The organism is Bradyrhizobium sp. th-b2 (assembly GCF_000426785.1).
GTDB classification, from domain to species: domain Bacteria; phylum Pseudomonadota; class Alphaproteobacteria; order Rhizobiales; family Xanthobacteraceae; genus Bradyrhizobium; species Bradyrhizobium septentrionale.
Genome location: NZ_AUGA01000021.1, coordinates 12,439 through 25,752 on the forward strand (window position 1 = coordinate 12,439; position 13,314 = coordinate 25,752).

General features: G+C 61.6%; 18 protein-coding genes, 1 tRNA gene and 1 pseudogene. 11 read left to right on the plus strand and 9 right to left on the minus strand.

Annotated elements, in window-relative coordinates:
- Positions 1-384 precede the first annotated feature (384 nt).
- Entirely contained in the window at positions 385-1,044 is a 660-nt protein-coding gene (locus K359_RS0124275) for a peroxiredoxin (RefSeq protein ID WP_029081666.1), read from the plus strand.
- Between the two features lie 21 nt (positions 1,045-1,065).
- Positions 1,066-2,529, plus strand: coding sequence for a deoxyribodipyrimidine photo-lyase (locus K359_RS0124280; RefSeq protein WP_029081667.1), 1,464 nt, complete (start codon positions 1,066-1,068; stop codon positions 2,527-2,529).
- Positions 2,530-2,537: 8 nt separating this feature from the next.
- Here K359_RS0124280 and K359_RS0124285 read toward each other — a convergent pair whose 3' ends face one another.
- Positions 2,538-3,410, minus strand: coding sequence for a DMT family transporter (locus K359_RS0124285; protein WP_029081668.1), 873 nt, complete (start codon positions 3,408-3,410; stop codon positions 2,538-2,540).
- Between the two features lie 378 nt (positions 3,411-3,788).
- Positions 3,789-4,441, minus strand: a pseudogene (locus K359_RS52835) (winged helix-turn-helix domain-containing protein); the annotation flags it as partial.
- Between the two features lie 145 nt (positions 4,442-4,586).
- Here K359_RS52835 and K359_RS59010 point away from each other — a divergent pair.
- A complete protein-coding gene (locus K359_RS59010) occupies positions 4,587-4,829 on the plus strand; it encodes a DUF1127 domain-containing protein (protein ID WP_084518492.1) in 243 nt (80 codons plus the stop codon).
- Positions 4,826-5,236: a hypothetical protein gene (locus K359_RS63370; protein WP_165122992.1), complete on the plus strand. Its 411-nt coding sequence runs from the start codon at positions 4,826-4,828 to the stop codon at positions 5,234-5,236. The genes K359_RS59010 and K359_RS63370 overlap by 4 nt, the downstream gene beginning before the upstream one ends.
- Positions 5,237-5,389: 153 nt before the next feature.
- Here K359_RS63370 and K359_RS0124300 read toward each other — a convergent pair whose 3' ends face one another.
- From K359_RS0124300 to K359_RS0124315, 3 genes are all read right to left on the minus strand, one after another.
- Positions 5,390-5,767, minus strand: coding sequence for a hypothetical protein (locus K359_RS0124300; RefSeq protein ID WP_245284707.1), 378 nt, complete (start codon positions 5,765-5,767; stop codon positions 5,390-5,392).
- Positions 5,768-6,307: 540 nt separating this feature from the next.
- A complete protein-coding gene (locus tag K359_RS65845) occupies positions 6,308-6,430 on the minus strand; it encodes a hypothetical protein (RefSeq protein ID WP_256375172.1) in 123 nt (40 codons plus the stop codon).
- 233 nt (positions 6,431-6,663) lie between these two features.
- Entirely contained in the window at positions 6,664-7,110 is a 447-nt protein-coding gene (locus tag K359_RS0124315) for a hypothetical protein (protein WP_029081670.1), read from the minus strand.
- 212 nt (positions 7,111-7,322) lie between these two features.
- On the opposite strand from K359_RS0124315, the gene K359_RS0124320 reads away from it, so the two are divergent.
- From K359_RS0124320 to K359_RS0124350, 6 genes are all read left to right on the plus strand, one after another.
- Positions 7,323-7,598, plus strand: a complete 276-nt coding sequence (locus K359_RS0124320; RefSeq protein ID WP_029081671.1) for a hypothetical protein — start codon at positions 7,323-7,325, stop codon at positions 7,596-7,598.
- 100 nt (positions 7,599-7,698) lie between these two features.
- Positions 7,699-7,775 (plus strand) — tRNA-Arg (locus tag K359_RS0124325).
- A 275-nt stretch (positions 7,776-8,050) separates the two neighbouring features.
- Positions 8,051-8,734, plus strand: coding sequence for a hypothetical protein (locus tag K359_RS0124335; RefSeq protein WP_029081673.1), 684 nt, complete (start codon positions 8,051-8,053; stop codon positions 8,732-8,734).
- 188 nt (positions 8,735-8,922) lie between these two features.
- Positions 8,923-9,204 (plus strand): hypothetical protein, encoded by a 282-nt coding sequence (locus K359_RS0124340; RefSeq protein WP_029081674.1) that lies wholly within the window; start codon positions 8,923-8,925, stop codon positions 9,202-9,204.
- A 171-nt stretch (positions 9,205-9,375) separates the two neighbouring features.
- Positions 9,376-9,555, plus strand: coding sequence for a hypothetical protein (locus K359_RS0124345; RefSeq protein ID WP_029081675.1), 180 nt, complete (start codon positions 9,376-9,378; stop codon positions 9,553-9,555).
- A 220-nt stretch (positions 9,556-9,775) separates the two neighbouring features.
- On the plus strand, positions 9,776-10,153 hold the full coding sequence (locus tag K359_RS0124350; protein ID WP_156928643.1) for a hypothetical protein: 378 nt from the start codon (positions 9,776-9,778) through the stop codon (positions 10,151-10,153).
- Between the two features lie 181 nt (positions 10,154-10,334).
- Here the strand turns inward: K359_RS0124350 and K359_RS61485 are convergent, their stop codons facing one another.
- Entirely contained in the window at positions 10,335-10,490 is a 156-nt protein-coding gene (locus tag K359_RS61485; RefSeq protein ID WP_156928644.1) for a hypothetical protein, read from the minus strand.
- 84 nt (positions 10,491-10,574) lie between these two features.
- Here K359_RS61485 and K359_RS63375 point away from each other — a divergent pair, with 84 nt between their 5' ends.
- Positions 10,575-10,751, plus strand: coding sequence for a hypothetical protein (locus K359_RS63375; protein ID WP_165124029.1), 177 nt, complete (start codon positions 10,575-10,577; stop codon positions 10,749-10,751).
- A 568-nt stretch (positions 10,752-11,319) separates the two neighbouring features.
- Here the strand turns inward: K359_RS63375 and K359_RS0124365 are convergent.
- The 3 genes from K359_RS0124365 to K359_RS0124375 form a co-directional block, all read right to left on the minus strand.
- Positions 11,320-11,739 (minus strand): CBS domain-containing protein, encoded by a 420-nt coding sequence (locus tag K359_RS0124365; RefSeq protein WP_029081678.1) that lies wholly within the window; start codon positions 11,737-11,739, stop codon positions 11,320-11,322.
- Between the two features lie 123 nt (positions 11,740-11,862).
- Positions 11,863-12,333: an aminoacyl-tRNA deacylase gene (locus K359_RS0124370; RefSeq protein ID WP_029081679.1), complete on the minus strand. Its 471-nt coding sequence runs from the start codon at positions 12,331-12,333 to the stop codon at positions 11,863-11,865.
- Between the two features lie 120 nt (positions 12,334-12,453).
- Positions 12,454-13,272, minus strand: coding sequence for a pentapeptide repeat-containing protein (locus K359_RS0124375; protein ID WP_029081680.1), 819 nt, complete (start codon positions 13,270-13,272; stop codon positions 12,454-12,456).
- Between the last annotated feature and the right edge of the window lie 42 nt (positions 13,273-13,314).

Genomic DNA, 13,314 nt, shown 5'->3' on the forward strand with positions numbered 1-13,314 from the left:
GGGAGCTTTCAATTCCTATCTTAGGCCAGCTTTTCCATGCGGGCGTAAACGAGTGGTTAATGATTCGAAACTTGCGTTCCGAGATTTTTAGATGGTTGCCAATTGGTCGCTTTGGAAGCTGTCACGGTTCAGTCCTATAGCAGCCGGGGCCGGCGTGATGACGGCGATAAGCGGCTTTATCTGGGCATTTCCAAGCTTTTGTGCCGCATCTGATATTTCGTCGAAGGGGGTTGGATCAAAACAAGTTGCTTGGAATTCCCCAGCCGTGAGAACAATCTCACCTTTTTCATGAACCAGTTCACTTAAGTCTTGTCCCGTCCTATAATGGAACCGATCGCCTCAAATACAAATTCATATGCAACATCAATGAGATGAGGTAAAATCATGACACTTCCGATTGGCACGACCGCACCGGACTTCGAGGCCCAGACCACCGAGGGCAAAATCAAGTTCCACGACTGGATCGGCAACAGCTGGGCCCTGCTGTTCTCCCATCCGAAGGACTTCACCCCGGTCTGCACGACCGAACTCGGCGCGCTGGCCAAGCTGAAACCGGAATTCGACAAGCGCGGCATCAAGCTGATCGGCCTCTCGGTCGATCCCGCGGATCGTCACGCCAAATGGGCCGAGGACATCCTGGAGACGCAGGGCGCCGCCCCGAACTATCCGCTGATCGCCGACACCGACTTCAACGTCTCCAAGCTTTACGAGATGCTGCCGGCCTCGACGTCCGGCGATCCCCTCACCCGCACGCCGGCGGACAATCAGACGGTGCGCAACGTCTTCATCATCGGCCCCGACAAGAAGATCAAGCTGGTGCTGGTCTATCCGATGACCACCGGCCGGAACTTCCAGGAGATCCTGCGCGTCATCGACTCGCTGCAACTCACCGCCAAGCACCGCGTCGCCACGCCTGCCGACTGGAAGCAGGGCGAGGACGTGATCATCGCGGGCTCGGTGACCAACGACGAGGCCAAGACGATCTATCCGCAGGGCTGGAAGGAGCCGAAGCCCTACATCCGCATCGTGCCGCAGCCAAAGTAAGGGCAGATACGCATCCTCCGGGTGGCCCGCGCGCAGCCTGTTATCGTCTGGTTCCGCGACGATCTGCGGTTGTCGGATCACCCGGCCCTGCACGAAGCCGCCAGCCGCGGCGTGCCCGTGGTTGGCCTCTATGTTCGCGACGAACAAAGCCCTGCCCTGAAACCTCCAGCCGCGCGCCCCCTCGGGGGCGCGACGCGCTGGTGGTTGGCGCAATCGCTGCGCACGCTCGGCAGGAGTCTCGAGGCAATCGGCGGAACGCTGGTGCTGCGCACCGGACCGGCCGCGTCCGTGATCGCCACGCTGGCGCGTGAAACCGATGCGCGCGCCGTGTTTTGCAACGACATCGCGCAGACGCCGCATCAAGCTGTCGCCGCCGACGTTGAGGCCGCGCTGGCAAGCGACGGAAGAGACTCGCAGATTTTCCCCGGCGACCTGCTCGTCGAACCCAAGGCCATCCGCAACAAGGACAACCGGGGACTGCGCGTCTTCACGCCATTCTGGCGGCGCGTGCAGGGGCTTGGCGATCCGCCGAAGCCGCTGCCGGCGCCGAAGAAGCTCACCTCCGTCAGCGGCATCGCCAGCGAAGCCGTCGACGATTGGGGCCTCGAACCTGTCAGGCCGGATTGGGCCGGCGGCCTGCGCGAGAACTGGACGCCGGGCGAAGCCGCGGCGCAGGCGCGGCTGAAGGCATTCCTCGACGATCGCGTCCGCGGCTACACCGACGACCGCGACCGGCCCGACCGCGACGGCACCTCGCGCCTGTCGCCGCATCTGCGCTTCGGCGAGATCAGCCCGCGCCAGCTCTGGCACGCCGCGCGTTTCGCCGCCGCCGAGCACCCGCGCCTGGCCGGCGACATCGACAAATTTCTCAGCGAACTCGGCTGGCGCGAGTTCTGCCGCCATCTGCTGTTCGACGTCCCCGACCTGGCCGAGCGGAATCTGCAGCAGCATTTCGACGCCTTTCCGTGGAAGCGCGACGCGCGCGCGCTGAAGGCCTGGCAACGCGGCCTGACCGGCTATCCGATCGTCGATGCCGGCATGCGCGAGCTCTGGCACAGCGGCGTGATGCACAACCGGGTGCGGATGGTGGTCGCTTCCTTCCTGGTGAAGCACCTTTTGATCGACTGGCGCGCCGGCGAACAATGGTTCTGGGACACGCTGGTCGATGCCGATGCCGGCTCCAATCCGGCGAACTGGCAATGGGTCGCCGGCTCCGGTGCCGACGCCGCGCCCTATTTCCGCGTCTTCAATCCGATCCTGCAGGGCGAGAAGTTCGATCCCGACGGCGCCTATGTCCGGCGCTGGGTCCCGGAGCTTGCGCGATTGCCCAACGAGCTGATTCATCAGCCCTGGACCGCAACGCCGATCGAGCAAGCCGGCGCCGGCGTCGAGCTCGGCACGAGCTATCCGCGGCCGATCGTCGATCACAAGCAGGGCCGCGAACGTGCGCTTGCGGCCTACGCGAAGATTCGCGGCAAGGATTAGAGCAAGGATCAGGTGCGACGGTTGACCAGCAGCACCGCCGCGGCGCAAGCGGCCATGCCGGCGATCGCGACGTAGTCTAAACGTTCGCCGAACAGCACATAGGCCATCAGCGCGGTCACCGCCGGCACCAGATAGAACAGGCTCGCGACCGAGGTCGCGGCATGGTGGCGGATCAGCCAGTACAACAGCCCGATCGAGCCGATCGACAGCGCGAACACCAGCCAGGCCAGCGCCAGCACGAACTCGCTGGTCCAGTGCACGACATTGCTCTCGAACAGGAAGGCGCCTATGCCGAAGAAGATCGTCACCGCGATGTATTGCACCAGATTGCCGGCGCGCCAGTCGATCTGGTTGCAGTAGCGGCGCTGATAGAGCGTGCCGAGCGTGATCGAGATCAGCGAGACGCCGGAGGCGAGCCAGCCCCACCCCGCTTCGCCCGTCATCGGCCGGTTGTGCAGGATCAGCACGACGCCGGCGAGGCCGAGCACCAGCCCGCCCCATTGCAGCGGCGTGACGCGCTCGCCAAGCCAGCGGTTGGCAATCGTCGAGGTCAGGATCGGCTGCAGCCCCGGGATCAAGGCCGAGAGCCCGGCGGGAATCGAATGCGCGATCGCAATCGCGGTGCCGCCGAGATAGAAGCCGTGCACCAGAAGGCCGGCGACTGTGCTGTGAAACACGCCCGTCCGGTCCGGCCATTTCGGCCGCGCGACCGCGGCGATCACAGCCATCACCACCACAACGAACGCCATCCGGATCGCCAGATAGGTCAGCGGCTCCGCATTGTTGATGACGTATTTGGTGCCGATGAATCCCGTGCTCCACAGCACGACAAAGATCGCCGGCGCCAGGCGAGCGGCAGTTTCCTCGAAGCTCTTGTTCATTGCCGACAGTCATTGCCTGAAGATAAGGCGGCGGGCAATCGCGAATTTTTGCGGGTTGATGCGCCGATGCCATTGCCGTTCGCGTTTAAACAGGCGGTGTCATCACCCGCGCATGCGGGTGATCCAGTATTCCAGAGACGCTGATGCTTGAGCCGAGAGGCCGCGGCGTACTGGATCGCCCGGTCGAGCCGGGCGATGACAGATGTGGGTGGGGACGCAGCTTCGCATTCTCGCGACATGATTTGTCCGAGTCCTGCTCTTCGTTCCGCCCTCTCTTCACACTGCATTTCTGATAAAGCGAAATATCGCACGCTAGGCGTGACAGGTTTTGCTGAGTTGCCCGTCGGGTCGCGATGTCGTGCCGAACAGCAGTTCGGCCGTCACTGCGTCGATCAACTGCCCCGCGATGCGGACCTTGCCCGACGCCTTCGTACGGAGCCCTCAAGGACATACCGCACACCAAGCTTACGCCCGACTTCCTTGATATCGATGGCCCGGCCCTTGAACGTAAAGCTCGAATTGCGGGCGATCACGAACAACCACCTGAATCGCGACAGTGCGGTCGTGATCTCCTCGACCATCCCGTCGGCGAAGTATTCCTGCTCCGGATCGCCGCTCATGTTCTGGAATGGCAGGACGGCGATCGACGGCCGCTCAGGCACCGTCAGCGGCCTGTTTGAGGATTCATCGTCGGAAGGCGCCAAGGCAGTGGACGCTTCATTCGCTTCGCGGACCGAGCCGACGAAACGAAAGCCCTTGCGGGGTAGTGTCCTGATCAGGCGTTGTTCCTCACCGGAATCGCCTATTGTACTGCGGGCGACATTCAGACGGGTCGTCAGCGCCGCATCGGACACGCTGCGCCCGTCCCAAATGGCGTTGATGAGTTCGTCCTTGCTGACGACCCGCTCCCTGTTGCGGATCAGATAGTCGAGCAGATCGAATACCTGTGGCGTGACCGGAACCAGGTCCGCGTCACGATGCAGTTCGCGCCGGTCCGTGTCGAATGCGTACTCCTCGAAGAGATAGCGCAAGGTGCCAATCCCTCGGGTGGGCCTCCGGTTGTTGCAAGGCCGCCTGGCGCAAAGAATAAGCTGCCGGTGAGGAAAATGTAAGCCGCCCGTGAAGCGCGCACAATCGCGCTGAGGCACCTTGTCCGGGTGGAGAAGAGGTGCAGCAATGAGCACGACCTACACGACGACGAGTTTAGCCCGGACGACCGCATCCACGCCGCGTGGCCCCCGCACCCTCCAAAGTTTTTGGGGTGCATTTCAGGAATGGCGCAAATGGGAGCGGCTGCGCACCGATCTTTGCAGCCTGAGCGATCGGGAGCTGATGGATATCGGGATTGGGCGTGGCGAGATCGACTACGTCGCCTCGCACCGGGATACCGTTCCGCGAGGCATCCGATCCGCCGGATGATGCTGATGTCGGCGGGTCTATCGCTGGCGTCGTGGGCGATCTTCAACGAAGCGAGCAAACTCCATTGGTCACATCGTCCGCAGTCCGAATCCTTGATCTCGCTTGCTCTCGCCGATCTTGCCTGCAGAACATGTTCAGAAACCCAGACGACATCCGCATCGCGCATCGCAACTTCAACGCGCGCGGGTGATCAAAATTCGAGTTGTCACCTTTCCCGTTTTCTGTGTGAACTGCTTCACCTGCGTTCGCAGGCAGGCATTCCAAGATGCGGGCTCGACGCGAACAGAGGAGTCGCTGACATGAGCGACAAGCCATCAACCGGAATGCCCGACTGGCTCACGACGGACATGCTGGTGATCGCGATCTCCATCGCGATCATCGCGCTTGGTATCTGGATCGCTCCCTAAAGCGCGATGAGATTGGGTCGAATCGTCATCGCGCTATAGTTCTTTTGTCTAAGCATGATCTCCGCGCAAACGCTCCGCGTTTGTCGCGAGGGAAAACCGCTTCGCACTTTTCCGGATCATGCTCTAGCCTCGCGCAGCCTTGAAGCGCCGTCATCACTCGAGGCGATATTTTCTTCCATTCTTATTCGGGTCGGTATTGTCGCTTGTCGAGAACACCAGGACCGGGCCGAACCAATTTGTTGTGTCCCGGTGAAGTTCGAACCGGCCGGCGCCTTTGGTCTCGATCTCCCGGCGGTCGCTATTGGCCGGGCCGAGAGGTCGATCATCCTCATACAGTCGCGCAGCGTTGAGCTCGCCGCTGAAATACTTGACGGGGATCAGGTAGGCGTGTCCCTGCAAAAAACGGAAGGTGCCGCGGAGCGTTGGATCGGCCGGGCTCGGAGGCAACAGATAAAGCAATGCGCTCGACGCCAGGGCAAAAAGCGCCGATCCGATCACGATGCGCGTGGTGGCAGATATCCTGAACGACACGTTCTCTCGGGCCCTCGCTTGCCGGGCCCCTCCTCTAGCGCGCGCCTTGATCGCGGACAATGATTGGGCCTCGGCCGGGACCGCAAAGGCCGCACAGCCGAAGGGCGGCACCGGCGTGAGGCCGGAGGACCCGGCCGGCAAGACGTTCCCTGCCCCGGCCCCGTCTCGATACGGCCCGAAGTCCCTGGAGATACGGCCAGGAACAGGCATCCCAGCTGCCCGGCCGGGCCGGCGGGCCTCGCAAATGCGTGATCCTGCGTGACCGTTCCCTGCCTTCATTTGGGCATCGATCGGGAACAGGCTATTCTGCGGAGATGCCAGGATGGCATGCCAGGGCGGCCACCGCAGGGGGGTGCCTGCAATTGACCGATCGATCCCGCGATTCAATGCAAGATGTCGACTTGCGGAATTTTGTGCGGGTCATCTCGGCCTGCACACTGGGGCTTTGGGCATTTGCGGCCGGTCTGTTGATCGGGGTGTTTTGGCTCTCGTAATTCATCGTCACGCGAGACCATGCGGCGCCAGCTGAGGCGCGTGCCCCTACCCGCCGCTGAGATGATGGGCGGCCACGAACAACACAAGCCCGCTCAGCACCAGCGCCGACGCGGCGCCGGCAACGCTGCGCGCGAGTTCAGCCTTCGAAAGATTGGATCTGGTTGCCATCACAACCTCCTGTGCGTACGAGCCGAGGCCCAGCCGCTCCGGCGGTCGGGCTCGCTGGTGGAGCACAATCGCATCATGCGGATGAACGGATCATGAGCGAACGGCAGCATCGCTGCGGCCGTGCCCGGCAAGTCGAAGGCGTCAGTTTTGACGGGTGTCGGACGGCGACGTCAGGCCGAAGACCTCAAGCGCAAACCCGAAGAGGATGGTTCGGAGCGCTGGCGCGCCCGCACCTACCACTCGTCCGGACAGGGATCGACGATGTTCCAGAGATCGACCCCGTTCTTGATCTTCTTCATCTCGGTGGTGAGCCCGCCATTGCGGCGGATCCAGTTCTTCACCGTGTCGGGGTAGTAGGACATCAGGTCGGAGGTGCCGTCGAGGCTGGTGACCTTGATGCCGAAGGTGAAGGCCTTGTCGTAATAGGCCTGGTGGAAGCCGATGCTGGCCTTCGGCGTGACGCAGATCTTGTTCAGCGGCACGATGCCGAACACCAGCGTGCAGGCCGAGTTGCAGATGCCGTCGATCACGACGCGCTCGCGGCGGTCGCGGACCTGCTTGTACTTGGCCTTGTACTCCTCGACATAGCCGCCGTGGTCGCGCGTGATGTGCAGCACGGCCCGCGCGGGCGTCGCAGCCAGAACCGGGAGCAGCAAGGCGGCAAGGAGCGTGATGCGCATGGAACGTTCGAGACCGAGGGAATGCCAGATCCGGGCGGACCTGACCGCAAGACTCTGGCCGGACTGTGTTGGCAATCCGTTAAGCATCCGCAAAAAGGCAAAATTTGGCGCGCTGTGACTGATTTCCCGCAGCTTTTCGCCCGATTCCGGGTTAAATGGGCTTCGGATCGGCCCGAAATGCCGATTCCAGCGTGAATGCCCGGAGGCAGCCCATGACCAAGACCAAGCTTTTCGCCGCCCTCACTGTGACTGTTTCCCTGGCCATCCTGCCCCTCACCCCGGCGGCCTCGGCCCACCCGCGCCACCACCGGCATCACTACCACCACGCCCATTGGGGCCTGCCCTACCACATCAGCTATCTGCACAATTACGGCCCGGGCCCGGCCGCCGGCACTTTCGCCTATTACGACGGCCCCTCGCGCAACAAGTGCTACCAGAGCTCGGCCGCCTATATCGGCCAGGATCGCCGCCGCCATCCCTGCTTCTGAGGGCTTCGCGGGACACGGCCGGCCGGACGCGCGGGCACCGCCTGGCGGCCGCGCGGGGCTGCTGGCCCTCACCGCCCAAGTCTGATAATCGACCCGCAACGCGCTCGTAGCTCAGCTGGATAGAGCATCGGATTTCGATTCCGAGGGTCGGGAGTTCGAATCTCTCCGAGCGCGCCAATAAAGTCCATCAATTGGCTTGAGACAGACCGGAACGGTATTGCCGGTTTGCAGACCGGCTTGCAATTCACGTTTCGCTAACCTGCTGCTCAAGCTCCACAACAGCCTGCTCTGCCAACTCGAATTTGCCGCCGAGATCGTGCGCCTGCAAGATGCGCTCGATGTCCTCTGGGCTGCGCCCGGTGAGCGCGGCGATAACCCCCTGGACGACGCTCCTACCCGCTTCGATTCTATCCGGCGGCGGGTCGAGATCGGGCTAACGGCGAGGAGATAAAATGGATGGCCTAAGTCGCGGTCGCAAATCAGCGATCTTCTTTGCACTGGTTATTATGCTGCCTTCTGCTGCGCAGACGCGGCCGACGGCGCATGCATGGGACGAGTGGCGTGTGGTTGACAAGGAGTGTCGCGATGTCTTGCCTCCTCAGGCAAAGATACGCGCATGCCTCGACTTGCTCGGGGATCGACGACTCTCGGCCGCCTATGTCGCTCCGATCAATGGCGAAATATCGAGCGCGTTCCAAAGCCTGCGGGACTACAGCAACGCCATCAAATACAAGAAGATTGAAATTGAACGCGCGCTTGCCCCGGTGAAGCAACTCCCTTCGTCGGGCGAAGCGCTCCCAGCAACCTTTGGCGCAATGTCCCTACGTTACACGGAGCTCGGGACACTCCAGGCGCTCAATCGCCTGGCCAACTTCAACAGTCAGTCCGATGAAGCGCGCCGAGGTGCCACCGACGAGCAGAACAATTACAACCTGGCGCTTCAGTACAACCCGATGAACTACAGGACATATCGATACCGGGCTGAAATTCGCAGCCTGTTCTGTGATAGCGCGTCTGCGGCTCAAGACCTGGAGGCCGCGGTCAGGTTTGCCGAGACAGCTGGAGATCAGACTGCAGCTCGAGACTACAAGCGCGCCACGCTAGGCGCTTGCATTCCAACGTGGCGCCGAGAATAGATCTGCCGGGGCAGTGTCCTCCACCGTAAAAATCCGGAGCGAGCTCGCCGCCGGCGCCGAGCCCGCGTGCGACCGCTCCTACCGTGCTCTTACGGGCCCGACACTGGCAAGCAACTTGCGACGCATGCGTGAATAGTTCGGCGCCAACCATTCTCGGTGTGCCGAACTCAAACATTCGGAGCACCAAGATGAACATGCATCCTCGTTTTGAGACAGCCCGCGAAAGCACTCCACGAGAGTTGACGATCAGCAAAATATTGGCCGATCTGGTCCTCGCCTGTCAGACGATCCAGGACGACATCACGGCCGAGGAAGTGCGCGCTGGGATTTCCGACCGATCGGACAGAAGGTATTCGATTTTGGCAAGGTCGCTGAACGAGCGGTACGATAATCTCAAGGGAACCATTGCCACCCTTGAAAGGCGTCTCTCAGAAAGAGAACTCGGCGCAGGCATGAAACCATTTCCATGACCCCCCCGCCATGCACCCCCTTTCGTCAGCAGTGCCCGGAAGAGCGACAGCGACAATGACCGAAATGGCGGCGCGGTAAGAATTTTAGTTCTACCCGATAATAATGCTTAATCAGACGCAATCAGAGGAGTAGCGTCGCAAGTCCCTCGGTATCAGTCAGGGACGCGCCCCATGTCTGCTCTCCATGCAAAGCTGGAACGATTTGAGGTTCTTGCCGCCGAATGCGAAATGATCGCTAGCCGTGTGCAGGATGGGAGCAGTCGCGAACTATATCTGCGGTTGGGTGCGCGCTATCGCGACCTGGCGACCGATATGCGGACCGTGATCGCGAGCGTCAACAAAGCTGCGTAGCCGCAGCAAAGACCTCATTTCCGGCCTCCGGTGGACGCCAGCATATTCAAGTCCCACCCGGCGGTTGTGAACGGCTCAAGTCACGGCAACGATGCTCGTCACGAGCCTGCTTCCGCTCGCTGAACGCGAACGTGAGGCGTTGTGAATGCTGTCATGTTGAAACGACGCCAAGTCGGGACTTACATCAGGTTCGCACACCACCACGCTTGGGAGATTTAGCGTGTTCCGAGCAGCAATCTTCATCGCTACCTGTCTGGCTGTAACGTCGCCATCGCGAGCTCAGCAGGTGCGGGTCATCACGGGAGACATCGAGCACATCTACGGGCCTGGCGGTGAGGTCCTCGACGACGCCGATCTGCGCGCACGAAATGAACGCGCCTTTGAAAGAAGAACGCAGCTTGATAAACAGCGCGCGATCGAGATGCGGCAAATCGAGGCAGAGAAAGAGCGATTGAGGTTCGAGCGCGACCGAGCCGCGCTCGCCTATGCAACTGGTCCGACATTGGACTCGACATACGGCAGCGGGCTTTTCGCTTATCGCCATCGGGGCCACGGGAGGATGGGTGTCGCCCCCAGAATGGGCGGTTCGCGACGATGACAATATAAATACTCATCTTATCAATATCTTGCCGGCTCTCCGAGCGCCTGTGAACCACGGGCGCGAGTGCCTCGGGCCCCCCGCCCACCCCGCCTAATAACCTCCGCGTGAACGAAACATCATTTCCTGGCCCTCGAAGCGAGCCCGAAACAAACGGCGCTCAGCATCCCCGGTGTTTTCATCACCTGAACATTTCCGGGGTAAAGCCATGCAGCAAGACAACGGCATCAAATTCCAGGATCTCGACCAGGTTTTGCGTACCGCACAGATCAGGCGTTCCGCCGACCTGGGTCTCTGGATAAGGCAGTACATCCAGAATCTCGGTCTCGCTCGCCAACAGAGAGCGACCGACAGAAAGCACGCGATTGCAACGCAGTCCGACACAAAGCTTCTGGCCCACTGACCCAAGGGAGCGACGACGATGTGGACCCACAAAGTACGCATGCTGGTGGTCGTAAGTCTGCTGGCCGGTGCGGCTGTCATGCTGCTGGCGATGGCTGCTCCTCACCCCGTTTCGAGCGCTGCGCTCGGCAGTGAGTGGCAATGCAGCAAGGCCGGGTTCGTCCTCACGACCTGCCGTCAGGTCCCACCAGCCTGAACCGCTTTGGCATGGGCGGTGCAATGGAGACCATGCTGGGGATTTCAGTGTCCCAGTTCAGGAAGGAAACGCCGCCGGGCGTGTATTTTTGAAACCGGCGGCGTCTTTTCTTGAAACACCCTGCCTCGAGGGACAGGCCTCAAACGGGAAGCCGGTCACAAGCTGCTCGGCTGATCGCAGCACCGCCAGCGCGCCCTCTCGATAGACACCGCGCCGTGATACCTCCCGGCTTGTGATAGTCCGCTTACTCACGCAGCACGCTGCTGATGTCACGATCTGAAGGCATCGATCGCGTGAGCGAGGAGGATGCCAACACTCACAATGAAAAGTATGGAAATCGCTGCGTCAAACATAATGGGCACAGCAAAACGGGCCGTCCGCGATCAGTCAAAAGAAATTCCATCGGCACGAATGTATCGCTCGACGGTTGATGCGTCGGTGCAACAGGGATCGGCGTCTCCCGCAGCAACCGGAAGTATTGAGCAAGCTCTAAATTCATCGTGACGTTCTGTCGTGCGACCACGGTGCCGGCCGATCTGCCGGTCGTTTCCGGCAGACCGGCCTCGCCTCAATGATGAGCCGACACGCTCTTCATGCACTGGGACACGAGATCGGCACCGGCGAAGTGGCCGACGTCGCCCAAGCTGATCATGCCGACCATCCGCTTGCTCTTGTTGATGACGGGCAGCCTGCGGACCTTCAGGGTCTCCATGTGATGCACCGCCTTTGCCAGATCGTCATCTTCCCGGCAGCAGTGGACGCCCTCGGTCATCACATCGCGCGCGGTGGCGCGCATAGAGTTGAAGTCCTTGCTCGCAACACCTTTGCAGACGATATCGCGATCCGTCACCATCCCGATCAGACGATCGTCCTTTCCAATCGGAATACAGCCGACGTCGTGCCCTTGCATCAATCTTGCGATTTCGGTGATCGGGGTATCGGGGCTCACCCAATCGACGCCCTTGTGCATCACGTCCTTGACCTTCATGGAGGACCTCCCTTGCAAGGCAGCAGCCCCCTCGCTTGCAACTATACAGCAGATCGGGCGTGACCGCATGTGGGCCGCGCCTTGATCAGGGCGCGCCGACAGATGGTCGCGCCATCCACCGCATCAGTCGTGCGCGCTGATGCGGCCGCGCAGAGCGTTGGCGGTCAGGCGTGCGAATTGCGCACGACCGAGATGCAGCAGCGTCTCATGATCGCCGGCTTCAATGTAGACGTCGGGCTGCATCTCGATGCTGTCATCGACGATAACGTCAAGCCCGTAACAGATGCCGGCGGCGGGAACCGCCCCGTGCGCGCAGTCCGCGAACAGACGATCGATCTCGCTTTCAGCGGCCATGGCGATATCGTCGCCGAATCTCGCCCTCAGGTCCTCAAGCCTGAGGTGATGTGAGGCCGGCAGCACGGCGAGCATGTAGCCGCCGTCGCGACGCAACACGATCGCCTTGGCCAGGCGATCGCCTGAGACGTGACATGCCTGGGCGCTATGGGTGGACGACATCGTCAGCACATGCGGGATTTCGTCGTACGCAATGTTTTCGGCAGCAAGATATTTGTGCAGTGTGGGAGAAATGGTCATGACGTCACCTCTGGTGCGACATGCAACCATCCACCGTGGCCCTGCCCGCCGCACGATGAGCGGTAGCGTGGTTCTCGACGCAGAGCATAAGTCCAGTTGCTGGGCACTGCAATTCGCCTGCTAATTTGGGCGCCGCGCCAGGTTCAAGTTCCGGGCCTTGTCCAGATTGCGGGTATCGGCCAGCGCCGCCGCGCCCGGCAGGAGGGCCGACGCAAGGTCGGTCTCGGTGAAATCGGCGCCGGCGAGATTGGCGTCGGACAAGTCGGCTCCCACGAGGTTAGCGCGGCTGAGATTGCAATTGGCCAGATTGGCGTTCTGCAGCTTCGCGAATTCGAGATCGGCGCGCGAGAGATTGGCGCCGCTCAGATCCGCATTCCGCAGATCGGCGGAATTGAGCACGCCGCGCATCATGCCCATCGATTGGTTGCGCATATCAGCGCTCAAATCGGCGCCCCCAAGTTTGGCCCCGATCATGCTGGCGCCGGAAAGATCGGCGGTGATGCGTGCGCCGCTCAAATTGGCACCGCCAAGCCTGGCGCGTTGCATCTGGGTGCCCAGCAGCGATGCCCTGACGAGGGATGCGCCGGTCAAATCTGCGTCGATGAGCCAGGCCTGGTTCAGGATGGCCCCGTCGAAGCGCGCGCCCTTCAGGCTGGCGCGGTTGAGTTTGACGAGGCGAAGATTGCCGCCGGAGAAGTCGAGCCCCGAGAGATCGAGGTGCGACAGCCGCTTTCCCTCCAAATCTGCCGTGCGTCGGTTCACCGGCTGTTGACGTGCCGCCTCGAGCAGCGTGTCGACCTCGGCGCGCGTCATCTCCGACGTCGTCATGTCGGGACTGTTGAGGTCGACATCGCGCAGCATGTCCTGCGCGACGGCGTCAATCGGATCCACCAGCAGCGCCGCCATCGCTACAAAAGCAAATGCGAGACGAAACAGCATCGCTGTCTCCGCTTTCCGGCCTTCAGAGTATGAAACCGGATC

What these genes read in the sequence shown, in the direction of transcription:
- K359_RS0124275 (WP_029081666.1), top strand. Translation starts at nt 385, where the DNA reads ATGACACTTCCGATTGGCACGACCGCACCGGACTTCGAGGCCCAGACC.
- K359_RS0124285 (WP_029081668.1), bottom strand. Translation starts at nt 3,410, where the DNA reads ATGAACAAGAGCTTCGAGGAAACTGCCGCTCGCCTGGCGCCGGCGATC.
- K359_RS59010 (WP_084518492.1), top strand. Translation starts at nt 4,587, where the DNA reads ATGAGCACGACCTACACGACGACGAGTTTAGCCCGGACGACCGCATCC.
- K359_RS63370 (WP_165122992.1), top strand. Translation starts at nt 4,826, where the DNA reads ATGATGCTGATGTCGGCGGGTCTATCGCTGGCGTCGTGGGCGATCTTC.
- K359_RS65845 (WP_256375172.1), bottom strand. Translation starts at nt 6,430, where the DNA reads ATGGCAACCAGATCCAATCTTTCGAAGGCTGAACTCGCGCGCAGCGTT.
- K359_RS0124315 (WP_029081670.1), bottom strand. Translation starts at nt 7,110, where the DNA reads ATGCGCATCACGCTCCTTGCCGCCTTGCTGCTCCCGGTTCTGGCTGCG.
- K359_RS0124320 (WP_029081671.1), top strand. Translation starts at nt 7,323, where the DNA reads ATGACCAAGACCAAGCTTTTCGCCGCCCTCACTGTGACTGTTTCCCTG.
- K359_RS0124335 (WP_029081673.1), top strand. Translation starts at nt 8,051, where the DNA reads ATGGATGGCCTAAGTCGCGGTCGCAAATCAGCGATCTTCTTTGCACTG.
- K359_RS0124340 (WP_029081674.1), top strand. Translation starts at nt 8,923, where the DNA reads ATGAACATGCATCCTCGTTTTGAGACAGCCCGCGAAAGCACTCCACGA.
- K359_RS0124345 (WP_029081675.1), top strand. Translation starts at nt 9,376, where the DNA reads ATGTCTGCTCTCCATGCAAAGCTGGAACGATTTGAGGTTCTTGCCGCC.
- K359_RS63375 (WP_165124029.1), top strand. Translation starts at nt 10,575, where the DNA reads ATGTGGACCCACAAAGTACGCATGCTGGTGGTCGTAAGTCTGCTGGCC.
- K359_RS0124365 (WP_029081678.1), bottom strand. Translation starts at nt 11,739, where the DNA reads ATGAAGGTCAAGGACGTGATGCACAAGGGCGTCGATTGGGTGAGCCCC.
- K359_RS0124370 (WP_029081679.1), bottom strand. Translation starts at nt 12,333, where the DNA reads ATGACCATTTCTCCCACACTGCACAAATATCTTGCTGCCGAAAACATT.
- K359_RS0124375 (WP_029081680.1), bottom strand. Translation starts at nt 13,272, where the DNA reads ATGCTGTTTCGTCTCGCATTTGCTTTTGTAGCGATGGCGGCGCTGCTG.